Here is a 23,941-nt window from a genome sequence, read left to right as displayed (position 1 = left end):
TCTTAAAATGCCCAGTTTCCTTTACGGAAAATTGGTTCTCTCGTTCCATCGGCCAAAATGCCATCGATGTCCATGTTATCGCTTCCGATCATGAAATCTTCATGGACGATGGACGTATTCAAGCCGATCGATTCCAGCTGCGTACGCTCCAAATCGCGTGCGCCTTCATAGCAAGTCGGATACGAATCGCCAATCGCCAAATGATTGGAAGCATTCTCATCGAATAATGTATTAAAAAATAAAATATTGGAATCGGAAATCGGTGAATGGTGCGGCACTAACGCGACTTCGCCTAAATAAGACGCCCCATTGTCAGCCGTAATCATTTCATTCAGCAATTCCTGTCCCGTCTCCGCTTCTGCTTTGATGATCTTCCCTTTTTCAAACGTCAGGGAAAAACCGTCAATGATATTTCCTTGGTAAACAAGCGGCTTCGTGTTGCTTACTTTACCTTCTACGCCATATTTTGCTGGGACTGTATACACTTCTTCCGTTGGCATATTGGCGATAAAGCTATTGCCTTGAGGCGTTTTGGCAGCTCCTGTTAGCCATAAATGTTTTTCCGGCAACGCAATCGTCAAATCGGTGCCTGGTGCTCGGTAATGCAATTGCGTATATTTTTTGCCATTCAACTGTGCCGCACGCTGTTCTAACTTTTCAATATGCGTTTTCCACAATTCCACGGCATTGCCTTCACCGATGCGCACCGTTTTAAAGATTGCTTCCCAAAGCGCCGCCATGCCTTCTTCCACCGATAAATCCGGGAATACTTTTTCCGCCCATTTTGTGGACGGAATGGCGACAATCGACCAAGCAATTTTGTCGGAACCGACCGCTTGGCGGTAACGTTCCAGCGCCTTGCCTGCTGATTTCTGAAAATCGGTCAAACGTTTAACCGGTATGCCCGTCAGTAAATCTGGGTCTTCTGCATCAATCCACAAAAACGAACCGCCTTTATCAATCACTTCTTCTCGCTGGACAACCGACCATTGCGGATATTCCTGGAATGCTTGATCCGGAGCCAGTTCATAATGCATTCGAGTTTGAATTGGATCCGAATAATTGACTTGGACAGTTTTCGCTCCAGCTTCGTACGCTTTTTTTACTACAAGGCGAGTAAACTCAAGCGTATCGATGGTTGTGTTGATGACAACCAACTGGTCTTTTTGAACGTTCAATCCTACATAGACCGTTAATTCTGCGTAATGCTCCAATTTTTCCTGGAATGTCATCGTTTGCTCCCCTTTTCGGCGATGGTTTTGCTCGATCCTTCTATTAATTGGCCGCCGTGCAACACTTTCTGCACTGGCTTGGACGGCAATTCTTTTGTGAATTTCTTGTAATGGCGTTCGTCTGCATAAGCAAGGAGCGTCAAAACTTCGCCGTCTGCTCCTGCACGGCCTGTTCGGCCTGAACGGTGCAAATACTGCTCGACCGTTTGCGGTACGTCAACGTGAATGACGTGGGTAACCAAATCGATATCCAAACCGCGTGCCGCTACTTCTGTTGCGATCAAGACTGAAACTTCCCCTTTGCGGAACGCATCAAGCGCTTTTTTCCGCTCGTCTTTTTTCATTTCAGAATGAAGCGTGACGATTTTCGCATCACGGAATTTCAATTTATTTTCTTTCATTAACAGTTGATCGATGTTGTTGACAAAAGCCAATGCTTTAACGTCTTCAATATGCGAAATTCTGCGCAGCAAATCGGTTTTGTCGCGTTCGTCGACTTTGATGAACGAATGAGTCACTTTTCCCTGCATCGGCAAGTCTTCCGGAGCTATATGGATTCGAGTCGGATGCGTCATCAACCGCTCGGCCACCAATTCCACTTCTTCCGTGATCGTTGCGGACACCAATACCAACTGGCGGTCATGCTGCGTCTTTTCAATTAAATCTTTCATGATGTTGCGGTGCTCGCGCCCCATCAACTGATCGCCTTCATCCAAAACGATGATGCGGATTTCGTGCATTTTTAATTTTTTCGTTTTAACTAATTCGTTTAACCGGCCTGGCGTTCCCACGATAATGGTCGGTTTTTTCTTCAGCTTTTCAAGCTGGCGCTGCATATTGGCGCCGCCGATCAATTGCGCAACTGTGACTTCAGTGCCTTCTGTCCATTCCCGCAATACATTGACGATTTGCATCGACAATTCTTGGGACGGCGCAATAATCATCGCCTGCGTTGCTGATTTTTCTGGGTTGATGCGCTGCAAGATTGGTAAGACGTAAGCAAGCGTCTTGCCGGAACCTGTCGGCGATTCAGCGACAATATCGTTTCCCGCAAGCATTTCCGGGATCATTTGATCTTGAATGGGCATTGCCGTTTCAAATCCTGATTTTTTCCATTTTTCCTGCCAAACAGGATTGAGTCCAGTAATAAAAGTCATGTAGATTCCACCTTCTTTTCGATGCCTCTAGTGTATCATATTTCGCGCCACAGCACCTTTTTAGACAGAAAAAAGGCCGGCCCGTTTGGGGGTCGGCCTTTTCATCATTCCATTACTTCTTTTTGTTTATAGACAACTTCTTTTTCAACTTCAGTTACAGGGCGTGCCGGCTTTTTGATGAAGAAGGCCAACACTAATGCAACCAGAGCAATGAACATAGAAACAAAGAAGGAAAAATTAATGCCTTCAAGCATGGCATTGTTCATTATCGTTTCAGGAGCTGCACCGCTCATGGCCAATTCTTTGCCTGTCGATTCCGCCCGTGTATTCATCATGGTGATCAGGAAAGCTGAACCAATCGCTCCAGCAACTTGTTGCAGCGTATTGTTGATTGCTGTCCCGTGTGGATAGGATTTCATTGGCAATGTGTTCAACCCGTTAGTCATAACCGGCATCATAACCATGGAAATCCCGAACATGCGGGCTGTATACATCGCCATAATTTCTAAATAACTTGTTTCAAGAGAAAGCTGGCTGAAAAGATATGTTGTAAGAACTACAATAGCCAATCCTGGAATAGCAAGCACCTTGGCGCCGAATTTGTCAAAAAGACGGCCCGTAACCGGCGACATAAAGCCCATTACTAATGCTCCTGGAAGCATTAACAATCCGGAATCAATCGGCGAGATCCCTTTAATGGTCTGCACATAAATCGGCATTAAGATCATAGCCGAAAACATGGACATAGAAAGTGCAACCGAAATCACTGATGATAAAGCAAACATTGGGTATTTATAGATGCGCACTTCAAGCAACGGTTCTTTTAATTTCAATTGGCGGAAAACGAAGATGAGAAGCGCTACCACTCCGACGGCTATCGTACCGTATACTTCTACATCGTCCCATCCTTTTGTTCCGGCAGAACTAAAGCCGTATAAAATGCCGCCAAATCCGATGCTGGAAAGGACGATTGAAAATTTATCCAACGACATGTTTTTGTTTTGGACTGTTAAGTTTTTCAATTTAAAAATTCCAAGACCTAATGAAATTAATGCAACTGGCAAGATGATGAAGAATAGAACCCGCCATGAATAATGTTCAACAATAAATCCGGAAAGCGTCGGCCCGATTGCCGGTGCCACTACCATAACGAGTCCGAAAATTCCCATTGCCGCTCCACGTTTTTCTACGGGGAAAGCTGCTAGGATTACGTTCATCAATAATGGCATCATAAGCGCTGCACCAGAAGCTTGTATCATTCTTCCGACTAGCAAAATGCTAAAAGTTGGCGCTAGTCCTGCAAGCAGCGTTCCAAGCGAAAATAGCGACATCGCTAAAATAAAAATCGCGCGGTTTGAAAAGCGCTGGATAAAGAATGCACTGGCCGGAATCAAAATCCCGTTGACCAGCATGTAACCGGTCACTAGCCACTGTACTGTGGAAGGTGTAACGTTCAAGTCTGCCATGATTTCGGGCAACGCAATATTCAATAAAGTTTGCGTGAAGATGGTTACAAACGCCCCGGTAAAGAGAATCGCGATTATGCCATAAGGCGGTTTTTTCTGTTCTGTCATTCGTTTATTCCTCCGTAATTTTCTTGCTGTATTTTTTTGTTTTACTCCATTGCATCATTCTATACCGGTCGTCCAATTTTATCAAGAGAAATATACCGACAGTCCAAATTTATTGATTTGTAAAGGTTTGCACGTTATCATGTAACTAGACTGATAGTATAAAGGTGACGAAAAACATGAATTCCAAAAAACAGCAAATTGTAAATGCCGCCTATTCCCTCTTTATCAACAAAGGGTATAACGCTTCATCGATCCAAGACATTTTAAATGAATCCGGTGTATCAAAAGGCACTTTCTATAATTATTTCACTTCCAAAACCGAATGCTTGATCGCTATCATGGAATCGATCGGCAGTGAAATCCGTCAAAAACGCATGGCAGCTGCGGCCGGAAAACCGATTGAAGATCTGAATGTATTAGCTGAGCAATTGTGCATCCGTATCCGGTTGAATCGCGAAAAGAATTTATTTGCTTTGTATGAAAGCATCTTTTATTCACAAGATGAAGAGTTGAAGAAGTTTTCAAGAAGTACATACGTGGCAGAAATGGAGTGGATCAGTTCGCGCATCACCGATGTATTTGGCGAAAAAGCAAAACCCTATGCATTAGAGAATGCGGCCATCGTCCATGGCTCAATCCAGCAATTGACCCATATATGGAAATTGAACTCATCCCAAGATTTACCGACCCAAAAATTGGCCGCATTTGTCATTAGACGATTAGAGGCAGCCATCACCACACAAATCGAAACAGGTGATCACTTTCTTGGAGAGATGAATTTTTCTTCTATAAAACCGCTGGAGAGCATAACGCCTGCAGAGCTAAGCGACCAATTGAAAGAAAGTGCGCATTTATTGGATGAGGAAGAAGAGGCAGTCATTAAAGAATTAATCGGCTTTGTTGCCGAGGAATTGGCCTCTGTAACACCTCGCAGAATTCTCATTGAAAGTGCGCTTTCAACAATAACCACCCATCAAATTCATGAACCAAAGCTGTTGATTTTGCTGGAACAAGTGTGGAAGCAGCTGCAGAAATTATAATAAAAAAAGCAGGGCCAGTTTATGGCGCTGCTTTTTTATGGTTTAATTCGGCCTTTGGTTGCCTGTTCAAATGCATACGCATACTCGATCAGCTGTGGTTCGCTGAACGCTTTGCCTGTAAACGTGATGCCGAATGGCTCTTTCGATTCTGTCAGCCCGTAAGGCACCGCGATCGATGGAAATCCCGCTGCTGCTCCGATATTGAAGCCGTAATCTTTTGGCAAGATCAGTGCATCCGCTCCTACTTGTTTTAATGTATCGGATATTCCTTGTTCGGCAGCTAAATAGCGGTTCCGTTCAAGTGCTTCAATGTATTCGCGTTCGTTCAGCTTCCCAGTAGTGGAATTGGCCTGCTCCATTAAGTTTTGCCCGTAGCGCAGCATTTCTTGTGGATGCTTTGTGTTATAAGCCAACACATCTTCCAATGAACGAACCGAATTTAAGGGATTGGATTTCCCTAAATAGTCATTTGCATTGGCTTTGAATTCATGAAGCAATACGGCAAAGCCCAAATCTTCCTGATCGGCGCCAAGATCGACATCCTCAATGATTTCAGCGCCGCAAGCCCGAAGTTCTTCCAGCGCGTTTTCGAATAAAACCCGCTGCTCATCCGTGATATTGTCTTCAAAAAGCATCCTTGGTATGCCAAGCTTTACTCCTTGTAATCCGCCCTCTTTAAAATGAATGGACCAATCGTATTTTTCGAAAGGCTCAGCCAAAACGGTAATGGGATCATTCGGGTCTACAGCAATTAATGAAGCAAACACCGCCACCGCATCTTTTATGGTCCGTGCCAGCGGCCCCGGAATGTCTTGCGTATGTGAAACGGGAATGATGCCTTGCCGGCTGATCAAACCGACTGTCGGCTTAATGCCCACCAAACTATTCTGCATGGCCGGATTAATGATCGAGCCTGATGTTTCCGTTCCAAGCGCTGCCGCAGCTAAATTAGAAGCAACGGCCGCGGCAGACCCTGAACTGGAGCCGCCGACTTCAAAGGATCCGTATGGATTTTTGGTTTGGCCGCCTCTTGAGCTAAAGCCATTCGGCAGTTTATCGCTCAAGAAATTGGCCCATTCTGTCATATTCGTTTTCCCTAAAATAACCGCTCCCGCTTTTCGCAGCTGTTCCACTACTTTGGCGTCTTTTAGCGCGTAATGGTCTTTCAAGGCACGCGATCCAGCGCTTGTGTGCATTTTATCCGCAGTATCCATATTGTCCTTCACTAGCACTGGAATACCGTGAAGCGCAGAACGCGGCCCTTTGTGCTTTCGTTCAAAGTCGAGCGCTTGTGCGATTTGCAGCGCATCCGGATTGATTTCGAGCACGGCATGAATCGTTTGGTCGCGCAGGGAAATGTTTTCGAAATACATCAACACCAATTCTTCCGACGTCACATGTCCTTCTGACAGTTCTTGCTGCATGTCGCTAATGGTCATCTCATCGAGTTTGCTTTGCCGGAAATCGTCTAATTTCTTTTGGTGCATGTGGATTCCTCCTGACATTCTTTTGCCATTGAAAAAAGCCGGAATGTCCGGCTTAATTTTGTTCTGTATAGGTTTTCATCAATTCGTATAAGGACAATTCATATAATTGTCTGCCGTCAATTTTAAAAACATTTTGGGCAACAAGATCTTCAATAATATGGCTGCGTTTATCTTCAAATTTTGATTCAGGTATGTGCTGTTCCATGATCTACGTTCTCTCCTTGTTCAAGTACTCTGCTAATCTAATACCCCCTCTGCGTCTTTATTAAAACCTAAAAAAGAAATCGATCCAAAAACAATCTCAACTTTGTGACCGTTTTCATTCATTGGAAAAAATTCAGTTAGTTTATAGGATAGAATCAACGGCTAATTTGGCGATTGTGGCATTTGATAAAATAAAATTATCCACTTTTATATGCGAAAAATTCAAGATATGTTCTTCCCGTTCCACTTCCACCGTGGTATGTACGCCAGGCGATATTCGTTCAACTGCACAGGCAATCATCAACGACTTTCCATCCGCTAATATTTGGTCTTCAATTTTATCGTCAGAAAAAATCAATACTGCTTTTGCGTGAGAGGTATTGGCCTTTTGCAAAATAGCAGCATCTGTCGCTCGTCCTCGAATAAAATGAATCCGCTCATTGATTTCTTTCGCTTTTTCAATCATATCAATGACCACAATTTCTATTTTAGGGTCTCTTGCCAATATTTCCTTCATCGCGTTTTCTGCTTTATGCGACCAATCAATAATCACGATGTGGTTTTTTCCTTCAAACATCAAATCACCACTTTCCTTGTGTTTTCTGTAGAGCGTTAAACTATCCACCGCCTTGCCAATAAAAGAAGCAAACAACCCAATTCCGACTACGTATAAAAAAACAATCGTGAAGATCCTTCCGAAAACTGTCGTCGGAAACAAGTCTCCATAGCCGACAGTCAACATTGTCGTCATGGTAAACCATAGCGCATCCAAATAACCGGTAAACGTTGCAGGTTCAATAATCGGCAGCACCAGTGTGCTCATCACAATTAACGCTAGCGTACACACAGTTAAAATCAACCAGGAAAGCTTGGTCGCTTGAAAATACAATTTCTTGAAAATGATCATCGGTTCTCCACTCCTTTTTCAGTTGTTGATAAAAGAAGAACTTTTTTCAAGTATACACTCACCACTCGTTATTTTTACTCATTTTTTGAAAACAAAAAAACCTGAGACCTTTTTCGAGTCTCAGGTTTCCCTTTATTGATTTTGCAATTCAACGTCGTTTAATTCCAGGTTTGCTAGCAACGCACGTACTTCTTCTGTTGACTTCGTATTCATCAATTGATTTCTCAATTCCCCTGCTCCGCGGAAGCCTTTGACATAGATTTTGAAAAATCGGTGAAGCCCCGAAATCGAGCGGGGCAATTCTTCTAAATAATAGTCATGGAGATCCAAATGCAGTTTCAGCAAGCCGAGAAGTTCTTCGCTGCTATGTTCTCTTGGCTCTTTTTCAAACGCAAACGGATTCTTGAAAATGCCGCGGCCAATCATTACGCCATCGATGCCGTATTGTTCCACGAGCTTCAGCCCCGTTTCACGGTCCGGAATGTCCCCGTTGATCGTCAAAAGCGTATTCGGCGCCACTTCATCCCGCAGCTTTTTAATTTCCGGGATCAGTTCCCAATGTGCATCCGCCTGACTCATTTCTTTTCGGGTCCGTAAATGGATCGACAAATTGGCAATGTCTTGTTTGAAGACATGCGTCAGCCATTCGCGCCATTCGCTCAACTCCGAATAGCCAAGCCGCGTCTTGACGCTGACCGGCAGCCCGCCCGCTTTTGCTGCCTGGATAATTTCCGCAGCAGCTTCCGGACGAAGGATCAAGCCGCTGCCTTTGCCTCTTGAGGCCACATTCGGCACCGGGCAGCCCATATTGATATCGATTCCTTTAAATCCAAGCTCCGCCATTCCAATGCTCATTTGACGGAAATATTCAGGCTTGTCTCCCCAGATATGAGCAACCATCGGCTGTTCATCTTCCGTAAACAGGAGTCGTCCGCGGACGCTTTTTATGCCTTCCGGATGGCAATAGCTCTCCGTATTGGTAAACTCCGTGAAAAACACATCCGGTCTACCTGCTTCACTGACGACATGGCGAAACACGACATCCGTCACATCTTCCATCGGGGCAAGCACAAAAAATGGTTTCGGCAATTCTTGCCAAAAATTAGTGGTCATATTCGTTTCCAATCCTTTCGTTCTGCACGAGATTCAGAATGAAAGCAGATGGCCAATTAGTAAATGCTTTGCGCATTTCTAAACCATCTGCTTTTATATTTTTAAGAAGAATAAAAATTACTCAGCCAGTTCCAGCCAAGCCACCGCTTCGCAATGCGTGGACTGCGGAAACATATCTACCGGCTGCACTTCTTTTGTGCGGTAGCCGCCGTCTTCAAGAATGCGCAAGTCGCGCGCCAAGGTCGCCGGGTTGCATGACACGTAAACGACACGTTTTGGCCGCTGTTTCAAAATGGTCTGCAACAGTTGCTCGTCGCAGCCTTTGCGCGGTGGATCGACCATTAAGACGTCCGCCGTCTTGCCTTCTTTGTACCAGCGTGGAATCACTTGTTCAGCCGGTCCTGCTTCAAACAAGGTATTGGCAAAGCCATTGAGTTCCGCGTTTCGCTTAGCGTCTTCAATCGCCTGCGGCACAATTTCAACGCCCATGACAAACTTCGCTTTTTGAGCCAAGAACAAGGAAATCGTACCGATGCCGCAATACGCATCAATTACGGTTTCGTCTCCTGTCAACTGCGCATAATCAAGCGCTTGGCTGTACAAGACATCGGTTTGTTCCGGATTGACCTGATAGAACGACCGCGCCGAAATTTCAAAGCGGACATCTCCGATTTGGTCTTCGATGACGTCTTTGCCCCAAAGCGTGATCGTTTCGTTGCCAAAAATCACGTTCGTTTTTTCGCCGTTGACGTTTTGGACAATCGATGCCACTTCCGGGAGAAGCGACCGGATCAAGTCGACCGCTTGCTGGGCTTGCGGGAATTTCTTTTTCTTCGTTACAAGCACGACCATGATTTCACCCGTCGCGCGTCCTTTGCGGACGACCACATGGCGCAGCATGCCGCGGTGCGTTTGTTCTTCATATGGTTCGATGCCCATTGCATGCAAGTTCTTTTTCAAACCAACCATGATGGCATCGGCTTCAGGCGTTTGGATGATGCAAATATCGGTATCGGCAATGTCATGCGATCGCGTTTGGTAGAATCCGGCGATTACCCGGCCATTGTCTGTTCCAAATGGGATCTGGGATTTGTTGCGGTAGCGCCACGGGTTTTCCATGCCTTTAACAGGATGCACCGGTACGTCCGGCAATTTGCCGATGCGGGTGATGGCATCGCGCACCAGCTTGCGCTTGAACGTCATTTGCCCTTCGTACGACAAATGCTGGATTTGGCAGCCGCCGCATGTATCAAATACAGGACAAGGCGCCGTCACACGAAACGGCGACGCTTGTTTAATTTCAAGCATTTTGGCAAAGCCATAAGATTTCAAGGTTTTCAGCACATGGACTTCCACGTCTTCTCCCGGCAAAGCGCCGTGGATGAAAAGCGGATAGCCCTCTACTTTTGCAACGCCTGCGCCGTCATGCGTCAAATCTTCCACATGGACGAGCAAGCGATCGTTTTTTTGTACAGGTTTCAAAGCGTTCACTCCATTTCAACTTTTCGTATTATAACACATGAAAGGCGGTGGCGCCTGTGTCAGCCCCGACAAGCGCTGGAAGACTTGAAGCAGTGGCGCTTTTTGCCGCAGCTTCAAGTCTGAAGCGACCTCGAGGGGCTAGGCGCTAAAGCTAGACACAAAGAAAAGCGGAAGTGGCCGTTTAGGCTCGACGGGCATAAGACGGGCTGCGAGGAGGCTGTTGCCGCCGCAGCAGAACGGCTTATGCCCCCGAGAGCCTGGCCACTGCAGCTGGACCATGAAAGGCGGAGGCGTTTATTTTCAAGCTCTATCCGTATTGTGTGCACTTACTGAAATTTATGCTTACAAAACTGCAGTTGAGTGCGCTCTTAATCATTTTTATGCGTGAAAACAAATTTATGTGCCATAATTCGATTCCGTTAAATTTCCACAAAAAAACGGACAGACCGAAGTCTGCCCGCCCTTTTATTTCTCGTCTTTTGTCGCCGGTCCGTCTTTTAACGAAAACCAGAAACCAAAAGCGATTGATGCGAATAAAACAAGAAACGGTGCGTAAAAAATTAAGAAATCTTGCAGCATAGCTGTTTCCTCCTTTAGCGCCAACCCTTAGGCGTGGTAATCGGATTTTCCTTTGACGTAATCTTTATCGAACAAGAACAGACGGAACAATAGATAAAGCGATGGCAGCAATAACCCCAAACCTGCGATAAACGCAACAATTAGCGAAATAGCCATCGTTTCATTGGTAAAACTGTCGTAAATCGTCAAATGCGGATACAACAGGTACGGATAGTGGGAAACTCCGTATGCGAAAAAGGCGGTAAAGAATTGGCCGACCAATAGGATGAACGCCAATCCGTAATTTCTGCGCTTCCATATCAAGAACACGGTTCCAAGGAACAACAAGAACGAAATACCAAAGACCCACCACAAATCCAAAATGCGGCTAAAATGCTCTTCGTTGTGCGTCCGCAATTCGAAGATGATGCCCGTTGCCGTAACGATGGCTGGAATGGCCCAACCGAGTGCATACTTCCGCAGCAAATCGGTCGCTTTTTCATCGCCTGCTTTATTGGCGTACCAAGTCAGGAAGACCGCTGAAATGTAAAGAACGGCCGTCAAACTTAAGACGACGATGCTCCAAGTCAGCGGGCTGGTAAACAGAGCCCAGTAATCGAGCTTCGGCGAATCGTTCACCATATTAATGAAGCCGCCTTCTGACATTGCCAGCACCGGTGATAAAGACGCCGGCAACAGAAGCCCAGATAATCCGTACATGTAAATATAGCCGCGGTGGTTGATCTTCGCACCGTATGTTGCAAACGCATAATACGAGCCGCGGATTGACAGCAAGATCAGCGCAAGGCTTGCTGGAACCAAAAGCGTTGTTCCGTAGTAGAACGCTGTCTGCGGAAAAAATCCGATCATGCCGACGAAGAAGAACACGAAAAAGACGTTCGTAACTTCCCAAACCGGCGACAAATACCGCTGAATAACATTTGTTAAAATATGCTGCTTGTTGGTAAATGCGCTATAGGCGTTAAAAAATCCAGCGCCAAAATCGATCGACCCAACAATGACGTAAAAGAACAAGAACAGCCAAAGAACTGCAATCCCGATAATTTCTAAAGTCATCCTTGCTCACCGCCTTTTTGAGCTTCTCGATTCGCCAGTTCTTCTTCAACTGAATTGCGGCGGTACATGCGGGTCAAGACAACGATCGTGCCGATTCCCAATATGATATACAGTCCGCCAAACAAGATGATCATCAAATCCACGTTGCCGCTTGTCGTAGCGCCTTCCTGCGTGGTCATGAAGCCTCGTAGAATCCATGGCTGCCGCCCGACTTCCGTGAACCACCAGCCAGCTTCAATCGCCACTAATGCCAGCGGACCACTGAGCAGCAGCAGTACGCGGAACCATTTAGCCTGGATAAATTTCCAGCCGCGCCAAGCAGCCACCACGTAAATAAACGACAATGCAGCTAACGTCATCCCGATGGTCACCATCGTGTCGAATAAATAATGGATCCAAAGCGGCGGAAGCGGAACTTCGTTTTCTTCTAATTCGTTGAGGCCTGTCACTTCGGCAGCAGGCGTGCCATGTGCCAAGATACTCAAGGCAAAAGGAATGTGAATGGCGTATTTCACTTCATCGCCATCCAGCACGCCGAACATAACGAGCCCTGCCCCTTCTTCTGTTTCAAAATGCCATTCAGCCGCAGCTAATTTTTCCGGCTGGTATTCAGCCAAGTATTTTCCGGAAAAGTCGCCGATCAAAGCTGTCGCGATGGAAAAGACCAATCCTAATTTCATCATCAAGTATAATGCTTTTTTATGGTACACATGCTTCGAACCGCTGAGTATGCGCAAAGCGGCAATGGAAGCCAGCAAAAATGCACAAGTCATAAATGCAGTCGAGACAACGTGAGCGACTTTCGTCGGCATCGCCGGGTTGAATATAGCTAATAGCGGCTGCACATTGACCAGCTGCCCGTTCAGCATTTCAAATCCTTGCGGTGCGTTCATAAATGCGTTGAAGATTGTGATGAAAACCGAAGATGCAGCTGCACCGAGTGCCACTGGAATCAGCAGCAGCAAATGCTTGCGCTGATCCTCGAACCGGTCCCATGTGTACAAGTAGATGCCAAGGAAAATGGCTTCAAAGAAAAACGCGAAAGTTTCCATGAACAATGGCAAGGCAATGACATTACCCGCCACTTGCATAAAGTTCGGCCACAATAAAGACAACTGCAATCCAATAATCGTTCCGGTCACAACTCCGACTGCTACAGTAATGACAAATCCACGCGCCCAGCGCCGTGCCATTAAAATATAGTGGTCATCGTTTTTCTTGATTCCCACCCATTGGGCAATCATGATCATGAGCGGGACCCCTACTCCGATCGTTGCATAAAGAATATGGAACGACAGCGTCATCAAAGTCAATATGCGACTCAGCAGGGCTGTATCTTCGATTCCCATTTGTTTGTCCCCTTTCAGAAACCTTGATGAATTTCATTCATCTCTTACTACCTATTGTACCTCATCCGCTCTTTTCAAAACTTCCCTCAACCTTTGGAAAACCACTATTTTCAGGCCAACTATGAAAACAATGTGACAAGCCTGCATCCCGCTTGCAATTCTCTACTATCCATGAAAAAAAGCCCAGCACAAGGGATAATCCCAGTACCAGGCTTTCGTATTATACGTGGTCTAATGCGTTAAGCGATTGAATCGGAACGAGCACTTCAATGTGGCGGTATAAATTTTCAAAAGTGGCTGGAAGAATTCCGCCGTATTCGCCGTCTAAGTTCAACAACACCGTTTCTTCCGACGTAACGGATATTTTGCTCGCTTTTGCGTAAATAACATGAGGGTCTGACAAATGCTCTCCTCGAAGCGCCAAAGATGCCAACCGGATAAACTCAGCCATGTTCACTTCTTTTAAAATCAATAGCGTAAACTTGCCATCATTGATGCTTGCATCCGGCGCCAGTTTCTCAAAACCGCCGACCGAGTTCGTCAAGCCGATCAAAAACATCATCGCTTTGTCATCAAACACATTGCCATCGTATTCGATGCGCACTTTCGATGAACGGATCGATGGCAGCATTTCAATGCCTTTCAAATAATACGCCATTTGGCCAAGCACCGTTTTTAGCTTGCTCGGCACTTCATAAGTGAGCTCGGTCAATCGGCCGCCTCCTGCAATATTAATAAAATATCGGTCGCTATCCATGAGCCCGACATCTACCGGAATGGATTCGCCCTGTAAAATAATATCGACGGCTTTATTGATATCCCTTGGAATGTGGACGGCACGCGCAAAATCGTTCGTTGTTCCCATTGGAATCAAACCGATTTTCGGGCGCTCTTCAAACTTCGAGATGCCGGACACTACTTCGTTCAATGTCCCATCCCCGCCAACTGCTACAATCAAATCGTACTTCCGCTCAACCGCGATCGCCGCTGCTTTTGTCGCATCGCCTTCTCCAGTAGTCGCATGGCAGGACGTTTCATATCCCGCTTGTTCCATTTTTTCCAGCACTTCAGGCAAATGCTTGCGAAACAATTCGCGGCCGGAAGTTGGATTGTATATAATTCGTGCACGTTTCATACGATTTCAGCCTTTCTCGTCGTTCTCTAAGAATAAGACAGCAGGAACACCGCTAAAGTTCCCTCCAAGAAAAAAGCCGACGCTTTGCCGGCCATTCTATCATTCTTATTGCTTCACTTTTTTATTTTAACGCTATTGTAAACGTGTTTCGTAAGTCTTCGTACACCGCTTGCCAAAACTCTTCGTTCCACGTAAAGGCATCTGAAATTTCCCCAATCATCGTTTCATGATTGATCGCATAGCGCGGATCTTCTTTTTCAGGAAGCGATTTTCTTTTTTCCATGACAAATTCTTGGATTTTCGGAGCGCGAGGTCCCCAATGGCCCAGCACTTCGCCTTCTTTCGAAAGGATGATGTATTTTGGAATCGAACGCCCGCCGTTCGTTAAATACTGGTCCATCAATTCCGTATTTTGATCGCGGTAAACGCAGCGCACTTCCAAATTGCCTGCTTCAGCGATTCGCCGAAGAATCGCATTGTTCATCATCGCGTCTCCACACCAATCTTCCGTAATGACCAAAACATGGGGCTGTTTTTCTTTCAGCAATCCGATGAATTCAGGATCTTCCGGAAGGTTGAATTTTTCATAAACCGAATACGACGTTTTTTGGTTCGATTCCATTTGAGCCATGTACTTTTCAATGGCAATGGCTTCTTCGAAATACTGCTGTTCCGTTGGCATACGATCACATCTCCTTTTTATCTGCATAAAGCTTACTAAAGAAATTAACCAATCTATTCTGTTCAATATATAGTTTACTTCCCTAGATTGAAAGCTTCAAATCATTTACTTGCAAAAAAAGGATGGCCCTGAATTCGGACCATCCTTTTCATCGCATATTAGCGTTTTGCGATTTCTTCAAGCAAGATTTTATTCAGCAATGGCGGATTGGCTTGGCCTTTTGTTTGTTTCATAATTTGGCCGACTAAAAAGCCGATTGCGCGGTCTTTGCCGTTTTTAAAATCTTCGATTGACTGAGGATTGTTGTCCAGGGAAGCCGTTACAAATTCTCGCAGCACTTTTTCGTCCGAAATTTGGACAAGGCCTTTCGCTTTAACGATATCGTTTGCGTCTCCGCCTTTTTCAATCAATTCCTTAAAGACTTTCTTGGCGATTTTCGATGAAATCGTGCCATCGGAAATCAGTTTAATCATGCCAGCCAAGCCAGCAGGCTCAAGCAACGTATCGCTCAATTCTTTTTGTTCAGCGTTTAAGTAGGCCGAGACTTCACCCATGAGCCAGTTAGACGCCAGTTTCGCGTCAGCACCCGCAGCAACAGTCGCTTCAAAGAAATCCGAAATCGGCTTCGCAAGCGTCAAGACCATCGCATCGTATGATGACAAACCCAGTTCAGCAACATAGCGGGCTTTCCGCGCATCCGGCAATTCCGGAATTTCTGAACGGACGCGTTCCAGCCAAGCGTCGTCGATGATGATGTCCACTAAATCCGGTTCCGGGAAATAACGATAGTCATCACTTCCTTCTTTCACGCGCATCAAGATCGTTTTGCCGGTAGTTTCATCGTAGCGGCGTGTTTCTTGTTGGATCACTCCGCCTGAGAGCAATACTTCTTCTTGGCGAATTTGTTCGTGTTCAATGCCTTTGCGGACATAGTTGAATGAATTCAAGTTTTTCAATTCGGTTTTTGTGCCGAATTGTTCTTGGCCATACGGACGAAGCGAAATGTTCGCGTCGCAGCGCAAGGACCCTTCTTCCATCCGGACATCGGAAACGCCCGTGTATTGGATAATCGCTTTGATTTTCTCAAGGTAGGCATAGGCTTCTTCCGGAGTCCGGATGTCTGGCTCTGATACGATTTCAATCAACGGTGTTCCTTGGCGGTTAAAGTCGACAAGCGAGTGGCCATTGCCTGTATGCGTCAGTTTCCCAGCATCTTCTTCCATGTGGAGGCGCGTAATGCCGATGCGTTTTTTCTTGCCGTTCACTTCAATTTCCACCCAGCCGTGTTCGCCGATCGGCTCATCAAATTGTGAAATTTGGTAAGCTTTCGGATTGTCTGGATAAAAATAGTTTTTGCGGTCGAATTTGGTGTGGCGCGAAATCTCACAGTTTAATGCAAGAGCCGCTCTCATCGCCCAATCCACTGCGCGTTTGTTGACGACCGGCAAGACGCCCGGGTAGCCAAGGTCGATCACGTTTGTATTCGTATTCGGTTCTGCCCCGAAATGAGCCGGTGCAGGCGAGAACATTTTGGATTCTGTTTTTAGTTCTACGTGGACTTCAAGCCCGATGATCGTTTCAAAGTTCATTGTGCTGCTCCCTCCCCAATTTGCGGAGTTTGTGTATGGAAATCGGTTGCTTGTTCGAAAACATCCGCCACGCGGTAAATTGTTTCTTCATCAAAGTATTTCCCGATAATCTGCAAGCCGAGCGGCAAGCCGTTTTCGAAGCCGCAAGGAACGGAAATCGCTGGAACGCCTGCCAAGTTGACCGGAATCGTTAAGATGTCATTCGCATACATTGTTAACGGATCATCGATAATTTCACCGATTTTAAAGGCTGGTGTCGGCGTAGTTGGTCCGATAATAACATCAAACTTTTCAAACGCTTCGTCAAAGTCACGTTTGATCAAGGTACGCACTTTTTGCGCTTTTTTATAGTAAGCATCGTAATAGCCAGAGCTTAATGCATACGTCCCGAGCATAATGCGGCGTTTTACTTCATCGCCAAAACCTTCTGCACGCGTGTTCATGTAGAATTCCAATAAATTCGCCGCTTTTTGCGTACGGTAGCCGTAGCGGATGCCGTCAAAACGGGACAAGTTGGATGATGCTTCTGAAGAAGCGATCAAGTAATAGGTCGCTAACGCGTATTTTGAATGCGGAAGCGAGATTTCTTCCCACGTTGCGCCTTTTTCTTCCAATACCTTTAATGCATCGCGGACAGCTTGTTTTGCTGCTTCGCTCACGCCTTCTCCAAAATATTCTTTCGGTACGCCAATGCGCAAACCTGTGATGTCGCCAGTCAACGCTGCTGCGAAGTTTGGCACTTCAACGTCAGCTGAAGTGGAATCCCGCTCATCATGGCCGGAAATGGCTTCAAGCAACAACGCGTTGTCTCTTACCGTTTTTGTCAAAGGACCAATTTGGTCAAGCGATGACGCAAATGCAATCAAGCCGAAACGAGATACCCGCCCGTAAGTCGGCTTCATGCCAACCACGCCGCAGAAAGATGCCGGCTGGCGAATTGAGCCGCCTGTATCCGTACCCAATGTGAATGGCACTTCGCCAGCTGCAACTGCCGCAGCAGAACCGCCTGAAGAGCCGCCGGGAACAGTTTCCAAGTTCCATGGGTTTTTCGTTTTTTTGTAGTACGAGTTTTCGTTGGAAGAACCCATCGCAAATTCGTCCATGTTCAATTTCCCGACTGTGATCATGCCGGCTGCTTTTAATTTTTCAACAACCGTCGCATTATAAATCGGATTAAATCCTTCTAAAATGCGGCTTGAAGCCGTCGTTTCAAGGCCTGCAGTCACAATATTGTCTTTCACGCCGATTGGCAAACCAAATAGCGGCCCCCGTTCTGAAAATGGAACTTTGTCCATTTCTTCAGCTTGTTGAGTCGCTTGTTCGTTGTTCATCGCCAAAAACGCATCCACTTTTGAATCAAGCGCTTCGATTTGTTCGAATGCTTGCTTCGTCACTTCAGCAATTGTCGTTTGTTCGCTATGTATCAATTCCTGCAATTGATCCGCTGTTTTTTTCATCAATGTCATGGGTTTTCCCTCCTTCCGGTTATTCTAAGATTGTTGGAACTTTCACTTGCCCCGCTTCGTGTTCTTTCACATTTTTCAAAACCAATTCCCGGTCTAAGCCAGGTACGGATTTATCTTCACGCAGCACGTTTACCATCGGCAATACATGGGTTGTCGGCTCTACATTGTCAGTATCCAATTCGTTGAGCAATTCCATTGCGTTCGTGATTGCTTCCAATTGATCCGCAAAATGCTCCGCTTCTGCATCGGTAATTGCCAGCCGCGCCAAATGCGCAACTTCAATCACTTCTTCTTTAGTCATTTTCGCCATTTTTCTACACCTCCGGATTCATCAAACATACGCTATATCATACCATTTTTCCAAGAAAAGCGGAAGCGCCCGGTCAGCTATGGAAAACGGCCGCTATAAAAAACAGTCCGTATAGAATTCTTCTATACGGACTGCAAAGTTCGTTTTTCTTTTATTCCTTGCTCAATCGTAAATATGGACAACCGGTTCGGTTTCATTTAGTTTTCTTAACACCAAAGCTTCCGGCCCGTTCGTGGAGGTCACGCTTACTTCTACTTGAACGTTTTCCGGGAAATGCTCGATGACAAGTCCCGTCAAGTATTGCGTAAAGCCAATAATCTCTGCGGAGCCGTAAAACTGGATAGGGATTTCAATTTGCATTTCCCGCAATTGATCTTCCTGGTAAAAGCCAGTACCGATGACGCTTGTAAAGTTGGAGAAATATTCTTCTACATCTTGCTTGAAATTCAAGAAAGATGTATCCACTTCGCGGTATTTGTCTTCCGTGCCTGATGTCGGGAACAGCACGTATTCTTCATTGATCGGCTTCCAATCTGCCACTTTCGTGTCGCCGCCTGGTGCTACGCCGTAAGAAAAATACGTGGCTGGCACAATCGCTTTTCGGCTGTTTTGCTCAAAAAGTCCGACCGTGATCGGAATATCAGCCATCCCTTCTTTTGCACGCAAGCGTTTCACGATTTCGTTGGCGATCCGCTTGCCTTCTTTTTCAACTTCCGCGTGCGGAATCGTTTCTTCAAAAGAAAATTCGCCTTCGGAACTGTAATAAACCGAATTCAACGCCAAGCCGATTGATACTCCGCCCAAGCGGATCGTATCTTCAGCAGTTTTCACTAAGTAGTTTTGTTCAACGATGTGGGCCAGCACTTCCGGAGTCGGCCGATCGCCTTTTTTCTTTTGTTCAGCAGTTCGTTTATCGGCGGGATTCAGTCCTTGCGGATCGCCGCCGCTTTTGTCGTCTTTGCTGACGCGCTTAAGCCACGCGGTAATTTCTTTGTCTGTGATTTTTTGTCCTTCTTGAAAATAATAATCGTCCGGCGAGAACTGATGCTGCGACAAGCGAAGAAGCCCATTTTCCACTTCTTTAATGTCATAGCGAGAATTCAAACGGTTAATTATTTTTCCTCTCGTGGCGCTTTGTTTATAAGGCAGCAAGGTCCGGTAATATTGGGCATCCAATTGAATGCTCGGAATAATGGCCGTTTCCGCTTCTTCTTCCTCCGTGTTGAGCACTTCCGTCTTATCATTCGAGGAAGGTACACATCCCGAAAGCAACAGCAAGCTGATCGGGATCCACCAAATGCGTTTCATGTTAAAATCTCCTTATTTATTCAATTCTTCGATGAGGCGTTCTTCGTTCCAAATGTCCACTTTCAGCTCGAGCGCTTTTGCCAACTTCGAACCGGCTTCTTCGCCCGCAATCAATAAATCCGTTTTTTTGCTGACGCTGCCGGACAATTGTCCGCCAAGCGCTTCAATTCTCTCTCCGGCTTCGCCGCGGGTCATTTTCTCCAGCTTGCCAGTCAGCACAATTTTCTTACCGGCAAATGCATTCGATCCCGCTTCCACACGGACGCGTTTTCCGGTATACGTTAAGTTGACGTTTAACACGGATAAACGTTCCATTAACGCTCGAACTTCTTCGGTTTCAAAATAAGTGACAATCGAATCCGCCATTTTTTCGCCGATTTCGTGGATACTGGTCAATTCCTCGACAGTTGCGCCCATCAAGTTTTTCATCGAACCGTAATGCTCGGAAAGGATGCGTGCTCCTTTTTCACCCACATGGCGGATGCCTAGGCCAAACAGCAGCTTTTCCATCGAATTTGACCGTGAAGCATCAATTGCGCCAATTAAGTTAGATGCTGATTTTTCGCCCATGCGCTCTAAATCCAGCAATTGTTCTTTTGTCAGTTTGTAGATATCGGAAATATCGGCAATGAGCCCTTCCCGGTATAATTGTTCAATCACTTTAACGCCCAAGCCATCGATGTTCATCGCATTGCGGGACACAAAATGAATCAACCCTTCCACAATTTGCGCCGGGCATTTTGGGTTGACGCAGCGAAGCGCCACTTCGCCTTCAATCCGCACCAATTCAGCATCACATGCAGGGCAGTTTTCAGGCATTTCAAACGGCATTTCTTCGCCGGTCCGCTGCTCTTTTAGTGAAGCAACGATTTCCGGAATCACATCGCCCGCTTTGCGGACGATCACTTTGTCGCCGATGCGGATGTCTTTTTCGCGAATCAAATCTTCGTTATGCAGCGATGCCCGCTGTACAGTCGATCCTGCCACCAACACCGGATCCAAAATAGCAGTTGGTGTAACGACGCCGGTTCGGCCGACGCTCAATTCAATTTCGCGCAATGTGCTCAGCACTTCTTCAGCCGGGAACTTGTAAGCAGTGGCCCATTTCGGGCTTTTCGCCGTAAAGCCCAGCTCCTGCTGCTGCAGAAAACGGTTTACTTTAATGACAATGCCATCGATTTCGTACGACAACTCCGAACGGTTTTCCGTCCATTTTTCAATATAAGCCAACACTTCTTCGACGCTTCGGCAAACTTCGCGTTCGTTATTCGTTTTGAATCCCAAGTCTGCCATATACCGAAGCGTTTCTTCGTGTTCGCTTAACCGATAAGTTTCTCCGTCGCCGCCAATTCCGTAAATAAACACGTCCAAATTGCGGCTGGCGGTAATTTTCGAATCCAGCTGGCGCAGCGATCCTGCTGCTGCGTTGCGCGGATTGGCAAATAACTCTTCGCCATTTCCAGCTCGCTCTTCATTCAAATTGCCGAATGATTTTTTCGGCATGTACACTTCGCCGCGGACTTCAATAGAAACCGGCTGCTTCAATTTTAATGGAATCGTCCGGACGGTACGCAAATTGGCAGTGATGTCTTCGCCGATGCGGCCGTCGCCTCGCGTGGCGCCGCGGACAAAATTGCCGTTTTCGTAAACGAGCGATACGGCCAAGCCGTCAATTTTCAATTCGCAAACATATTCGATTTCTTCTCCTGCACCGCTTCGCACCCGTCGGTCAAAATCCCGAATGTCTTCCTCGTTAAAGACGTTCGACAAGCTGAGCATTGGCTGTTCGTGCGTAACTTTATCAAAATTGGAAAGCGGAGTCCCACCCACTCGCTGGGTAGGGGAATCCGGGAAAATCAAATCGGGGTACATCGTTTCCAACTCGATTAATTCATGGAGCAATTGGTCGTATACCGAATCCGGGACAGCCGGCTTGTCGAGCACATAATACGCATGGCCATAGCTCCGGAGTTGGTCATTCAATTCAATTACCCGTTGTTCTGCTTGTATGCGATCCATGTTCTTTCCTCCCGCTTACTCTTTTTCAATCGGTGCGAACTTGGCCAGTAGGCGTTTGATGCCAACTGGGCTCGGGAACGCAATATCGAGCTCGGTTTGTTCGCCTTCGCCTTTGACGCTAACCACGGTCCCGGTGCCCCATTTTTTATGCGTCGCACGGTTGCCAGGCTGCCAGCCCAGTTTGTCGCCGCCGGATTGCTGATAGGCAGGGCGCGTGACCGCAGCGCGTTTTGGCGCTTGCTTATAGCTGGTTGCGGCTCCTGCACGGTGGTTGGCAAATGTCGGTTCAATCAGTTCTTCGGAAATTTCGCCGATAAAGCGGGATGGCATATTGTAGCTGCTCTTGCCAAACAATGTCCGGGAAGTCGCATGCGTCAAATACAACCGCTTCTCGGCGCGGGTAATCCCCACGTAAGCCAAGCGGCGTTCTTCTTCCATTTCTTCCTCATCATTGTTCGAACGGGAATGCGGGAAGACGTTTTCTTCGAGGCCGATAATGAAGACGACAGGAAACTCCAGCCCTTTTGCCGCATGCATCGTCATCAAAATGATCGGGCCATCCGTTTCTTCTTCATCGTCAAGCGAATCGATGTCGGAAATGAGTGCCAGATCCGTCAAAAAGGAAACAAGCGATTTGTCGTCGCTTTGCTTTTCAAACGCTTTCGTAACTGTTAAAAATTCTTCAATGTTTTCCAAGCGGCTTTCGCCTTCAATCGTACGGTCGCTTTGCAGCATTTGGCGGTAGCCGGATTTTTTCAGCACTTCTTCCACCAATTCCGTTACCGACAAGTATTCCTGCATTTGCGTAAATCCATCAATCATTGAACGGAATTCCAATGCCGTTTGCGCGGTTTTTGGCGACAGCCCCATAAAGTCGACTTCCCGCAGTGCATCCATAATCGTCCGGTCTTGGTCAATTGCGAAACGCGCCATCCGTTCAAACGACGTCGCCCCGATGCCGCGCTTTGGTTCATTAATCACGCGCGCCAAAGACAAGTCGTCGTCGTTGTTGGCGATCAAACGCAAATACGCCAATAAGTCTTTAATTTCTTTGCGGTCATAGAACTTCGTGCCACCGACAATCGTGTAGTTCATATTCGATTTAACGAACATTTCCTCCATAATCCGGGACTGGGCATTCGTCCGGTACAGAATAGCAAAATCGGATGTTATATAATTTTCTTCTTCCATTAACTTTTGGATTGTCTGAACCACGAATTGGGCTTCTTGGCGTTCATCGCCCGCTTTATGGAGCGTAATCGCCGGCCCTTCCGCATTATCGGTCCGCAATTCTTTCGGATAGCGGCTGGTGTTTTTCTTGATGACATCGTTTGCTGCTTGCAGAATGCGTTTTGTCGAGCGGTAGTTTTGTTCGAGCATAATCACTGTGGCGTTCGGATAATCTTTTTCGAACGACAAAATATTTTTGATGTCCGCTCCGCGCCAGCGGTAAATCGATTGGTCGGAGTCGCCCACGACGCAAATGTTCTTGAATTTGCTTGCCAATTTTTGCACCAGCTGGTACTGGGCATTGTTCGTATCCTGGTACTCATCGACATGGATATAGTGGAATTTGTTTTGGTAAAATTCAAGCACTTCGGGAACCGTATTGAATAAAGTCAGCGTCATCATGATCAAATCATCAAAATCGAGCGACTGGTTTTTCCGCAGCCGTTTTTCGTAAGCGGTGTACACTTCAGATACCGTTTTTTCGTACGGATTCACTTCATTGGCTTCCGCCGCGAACTGCTTGGCGTCTATGCATTCGTTTTTTGCAGAGGAAATGGCGTTCAGCATCGTGCGCGGCTCGTATTTTTTCACATCCAAGTTTTTCTCTTTCAAGACATTTTTAATGACCGACAATTGGTCGGTCGTATCCAAAATCGAGAAGTTTTTGGAAATGCCCATACGGTCGATGTCACGGCGCAAAATGCGCACGCACATCGAGTGGAACGTCGAAACCCACATGCGCTCGCCCGTACCATGGCCAAGCAGACCATCAATCCGATTGCGCATTTCGCGTGCGGCTTTATTGGTAAATGTAATTGCTAAAATATTGGATGGGTAAACTTGTTTTTCCAGCACTAAATAAGCGATTCGATGTGTCAGCACCCGTGTTTTCCCGGAACCGGCACCGGCCATGATCAATAGCGGGCCTTCCGTCGCTTTGACGGCTTGTTCTTGTTCAGGGTTCATCCCTTTGAGTAAGTTCTTTGTAATAATTTCCATTTCGCACCACCTCGAACATTTGT

General features: G+C 46.4%; 20 protein-coding genes. 1 reads left to right on the top strand and 19 read right to left on the bottom strand.

The window, feature by feature from the left end; genetic code table 11:
- Positions 1 to 2: 2 nt before the first annotated feature.
- The 3 genes from ACRRQV_RS16765 to ACRRQV_RS16755 all read right to left on the bottom strand — a co-directional run bounded on the left by ACRRQV_RS16765 (position 3) and on the right by ACRRQV_RS16755 (position 3,963).
- On the bottom strand, positions 3 to 1,232 hold the full coding sequence (locus ACRRQV_RS16765) for an aminopeptidase (RefSeq protein WP_432532982.1): 1,230 nt from the start codon (positions 1,230 to 1,232) through the stop codon (positions 3 to 5).
- Positions 1,229 to 2,389, bottom strand: coding sequence for a DEAD/DEAH box helicase (locus tag ACRRQV_RS16760; protein ID WP_432532979.1), 1,161 nt, complete (start codon positions 2,387 to 2,389; stop codon positions 1,229 to 1,231). Before ACRRQV_RS16760 ends, ACRRQV_RS16765 begins: the two co-directional genes overlap by 4 nt.
- Before the next feature lie 104 nt (positions 2,390 to 2,493).
- A complete protein-coding gene (locus tag ACRRQV_RS16755) occupies positions 2,494 to 3,963 on the bottom strand; it encodes an MDR family MFS transporter (RefSeq protein WP_432532976.1) in 1,470 nt (489 codons plus the stop codon).
- Between the two features lie 176 nt (positions 3,964 to 4,139).
- On the opposite strand from ACRRQV_RS16755, the gene ACRRQV_RS16750 reads away from it, so the two are divergent.
- Positions 4,140 to 5,003 (top strand): TetR/AcrR family transcriptional regulator, encoded by an 864-nt coding sequence (locus ACRRQV_RS16750; RefSeq protein WP_432532973.1) that lies wholly within the window; start codon positions 4,140 to 4,142, stop codon positions 5,001 to 5,003.
- Positions 5,004 to 5,038: 35 nt separating this feature from the next.
- Here the strand turns inward: ACRRQV_RS16750 and ACRRQV_RS16745 are convergent, their stop codons facing one another.
- From ACRRQV_RS16745 to pcrA, 16 genes are all read right to left on the bottom strand, one after another.
- Positions 5,039 to 6,490, bottom strand: coding sequence for an amidase family protein (locus ACRRQV_RS16745; RefSeq protein ID WP_432532970.1), 1,452 nt, complete (start codon positions 6,488 to 6,490; stop codon positions 5,039 to 5,041).
- 52 nt (positions 6,491 to 6,542) lie between these two features.
- On the bottom strand, positions 6,543 to 6,695 hold the full coding sequence (locus ACRRQV_RS16740) for a Fur-regulated basic protein FbpA (RefSeq protein ID WP_432532967.1): 153 nt from the start codon (positions 6,693 to 6,695) through the stop codon (positions 6,543 to 6,545).
- Between the two features lie 141 nt (positions 6,696 to 6,836).
- Entirely contained in the window at positions 6,837 to 7,601 is a 765-nt protein-coding gene (locus ACRRQV_RS16735; RefSeq protein WP_432532964.1) for an ion channel, read from the bottom strand.
- A 132-nt stretch (positions 7,602 to 7,733) separates the two neighbouring features.
- Positions 7,734 to 8,714: a tRNA dihydrouridine synthase gene (locus ACRRQV_RS16730; protein WP_432532961.1), complete on the bottom strand. Its 981-nt coding sequence runs from the start codon at positions 8,712 to 8,714 to the stop codon at positions 7,734 to 7,736.
- Between the two features lie 117 nt (positions 8,715 to 8,831).
- Positions 8,832 to 10,196: a 23S rRNA (uracil(1939)-C(5))-methyltransferase RlmD gene (gene rlmD, locus ACRRQV_RS16725; RefSeq protein WP_432532958.1), complete on the bottom strand. Its 1,365-nt coding sequence runs from the start codon at positions 10,194 to 10,196 to the stop codon at positions 8,832 to 8,834.
- A gap of 465 nt (positions 10,197 to 10,661) precedes the next feature.
- A complete protein-coding gene (gene cydS / locus ACRRQV_RS16720; RefSeq protein ID WP_432533114.1) occupies positions 10,662 to 10,772 on the bottom strand; it encodes a cytochrome bd oxidase small subunit CydS in 111 nt (36 codons plus the stop codon).
- Between the two features lie 30 nt (positions 10,773 to 10,802).
- On the bottom strand, positions 10,803 to 11,831 hold the full coding sequence (locus tag ACRRQV_RS16715; RefSeq protein ID WP_432532955.1) for a cytochrome d ubiquinol oxidase subunit II: 1,029 nt from the start codon (positions 11,829 to 11,831) through the stop codon (positions 10,803 to 10,805).
- Positions 11,828 to 13,180, bottom strand: a complete 1,353-nt coding sequence (locus ACRRQV_RS16710; RefSeq protein ID WP_432532952.1) for a cytochrome ubiquinol oxidase subunit I — start codon at positions 13,178 to 13,180, stop codon at positions 11,828 to 11,830. The genes ACRRQV_RS16715 and ACRRQV_RS16710 overlap by 4 nt, the downstream gene beginning before the upstream one ends.
- 220 nt (positions 13,181 to 13,400) lie before the next feature.
- Positions 13,401 to 14,315: a diacylglycerol kinase gene (locus tag ACRRQV_RS16705; RefSeq protein ID WP_432532949.1), complete on the bottom strand. Its 915-nt coding sequence runs from the start codon at positions 14,313 to 14,315 to the stop codon at positions 13,401 to 13,403.
- 121 nt (positions 14,316 to 14,436) lie between these two features.
- Positions 14,437 to 14,997: a thioredoxin family protein gene (locus ACRRQV_RS16700; RefSeq protein WP_432532946.1), complete on the bottom strand. Its 561-nt coding sequence runs from the start codon at positions 14,995 to 14,997 to the stop codon at positions 14,437 to 14,439.
- Between the two features lie 158 nt (positions 14,998 to 15,155).
- A complete protein-coding gene (gene gatB / locus ACRRQV_RS16695) occupies positions 15,156 to 16,586 on the bottom strand; it encodes an Asp-tRNA(Asn)/Glu-tRNA(Gln) amidotransferase subunit GatB (RefSeq protein ID WP_432532943.1) in 1,431 nt (476 codons plus the stop codon).
- Positions 16,583 to 18,052, bottom strand: a complete 1,470-nt coding sequence (gene gatA, locus ACRRQV_RS16690) for an Asp-tRNA(Asn)/Glu-tRNA(Gln) amidotransferase subunit GatA (RefSeq protein ID WP_432532940.1) — start codon at positions 18,050 to 18,052, stop codon at positions 16,583 to 16,585. Before gatA ends, gatB begins: the two co-directional genes overlap by 4 nt.
- 19 nt (positions 18,053 to 18,071) lie before the next feature.
- Positions 18,072 to 18,362, bottom strand: coding sequence for an Asp-tRNA(Asn)/Glu-tRNA(Gln) amidotransferase subunit GatC (gene gatC / locus ACRRQV_RS16685; RefSeq protein WP_432532937.1), 291 nt, complete (start codon positions 18,360 to 18,362; stop codon positions 18,072 to 18,074).
- Between the two features lie 162 nt (positions 18,363 to 18,524).
- On the bottom strand, positions 18,525 to 19,670 hold the full coding sequence (locus ACRRQV_RS16680) for a CamS family sex pheromone protein (RefSeq protein ID WP_432532934.1): 1,146 nt from the start codon (positions 19,668 to 19,670) through the stop codon (positions 18,525 to 18,527).
- Positions 19,671 to 19,682: 12 nt separating this feature from the next.
- Complete coding sequence (ligA, locus tag ACRRQV_RS16675) at positions 19,683 to 21,689, bottom strand: NAD-dependent DNA ligase LigA (RefSeq protein WP_432532931.1); 2,007 nt, start codon at positions 21,687 to 21,689, stop codon at positions 19,683 to 19,685.
- A gap of 15 nt (positions 21,690 to 21,704) precedes the next feature.
- Entirely contained in the window at positions 21,705 to 23,918 is a 2,214-nt protein-coding gene (gene pcrA, locus ACRRQV_RS16670; RefSeq protein ID WP_432532928.1) for a DNA helicase PcrA, read from the bottom strand.
- Between the last annotated feature and the right edge of the window lie 23 nt (positions 23,919 to 23,941).

Source organism: Planococcus sp. YIM B11945, assembly GCF_050864155.1.
Classification (GTDB): domain Bacteria; phylum Bacillota; class Bacilli; order Bacillales_A; family Planococcaceae; genus Planococcus.
This window is presented reverse-complemented; position numbering and strand designations above follow the sequence as displayed.

Excerpts from the sequence above, each read along its gene's own strand:
- ACRRQV_RS16765 (WP_432532982.1), bottom strand. The coding sequence starts at position 1,232 with ATGACATTCCAGGAAAAATTGGAGCATTACGCAGAATTAACGGTCTAT.
- ACRRQV_RS16760 (WP_432532979.1), bottom strand. The coding sequence starts at position 2,389 with ATGACTTTTATTACTGGACTCAATCCTGTTTGGCAGGAAAAATGGAAA.
- ACRRQV_RS16755 (WP_432532976.1), bottom strand. The coding sequence starts at position 3,963 with ATGACAGAACAGAAAAAACCGCCTTATGGCATAATCGCGATTCTCTTT.
- ACRRQV_RS16750 (WP_432532973.1), top strand. The coding sequence starts at position 4,140 with ATGAATTCCAAAAAACAGCAAATTGTAAATGCCGCCTATTCCCTCTTT.
- ACRRQV_RS16745 (WP_432532970.1), bottom strand. The coding sequence starts at position 6,490 with ATGCACCAAAAGAAATTAGACGATTTCCGGCAAAGCAAACTCGATGAG.
- ACRRQV_RS16740 (WP_432532967.1), bottom strand. The coding sequence starts at position 6,695 with ATGGAACAGCACATACCTGAATCAAAATTTGAAGATAAACGCAGCCAT.
- ACRRQV_RS16735 (WP_432532964.1), bottom strand. The coding sequence starts at position 7,601 with ATGATCATTTTCAAGAAATTGTATTTTCAAGCGACCAAGCTTTCCTGG.
- ACRRQV_RS16730 (WP_432532961.1), bottom strand. The coding sequence starts at position 8,714 with ATGACCACTAATTTTTGGCAAGAATTGCCGAAACCATTTTTTGTGCTT.
- ACRRQV_RS16715 (WP_432532955.1), bottom strand. The coding sequence starts at position 11,831 with ATGACTTTAGAAATTATCGGGATTGCAGTTCTTTGGCTGTTCTTGTTC.
- ACRRQV_RS16710 (WP_432532952.1), bottom strand. The coding sequence starts at position 13,180 with ATGGGAATCGAAGATACAGCCCTGCTGAGTCGCATATTGACTTTGATG.
- ACRRQV_RS16705 (WP_432532949.1), bottom strand. The coding sequence starts at position 14,315 with ATGAAACGTGCACGAATTATATACAATCCAACTTCCGGCCGCGAATTG.
- ACRRQV_RS16700 (WP_432532946.1), bottom strand. The coding sequence starts at position 14,997 with ATGCCAACGGAACAGCAGTATTTCGAAGAAGCCATTGCCATTGAAAAG.
- gatB (WP_432532943.1), bottom strand. The coding sequence starts at position 16,586 with ATGAACTTTGAAACGATCATCGGGCTTGAAGTCCACGTAGAACTAAAA.
- gatA (WP_432532940.1), bottom strand. The coding sequence starts at position 18,052 with ATGACATTGATGAAAAAAACAGCGGATCAATTGCAGGAATTGATACAT.
- gatC (WP_432532937.1), bottom strand. The coding sequence starts at position 18,362 with ATGGCGAAAATGACTAAAGAAGAAGTGATTGAAGTTGCGCATTTGGCG.
- ACRRQV_RS16680 (WP_432532934.1), bottom strand. The coding sequence starts at position 19,670 with ATGAAACGCATTTGGTGGATCCCGATCAGCTTGCTGTTGCTTTCGGGA.
- ligA (WP_432532931.1), bottom strand. The coding sequence starts at position 21,689 with ATGGATCGCATACAAGCAGAACAACGGGTAATTGAATTGAATGACCAA.
- pcrA (WP_432532928.1), bottom strand. The coding sequence starts at position 23,918 with ATGGAAATTATTACAAAGAACTTACTCAAAGGGATGAACCCTGAACAA.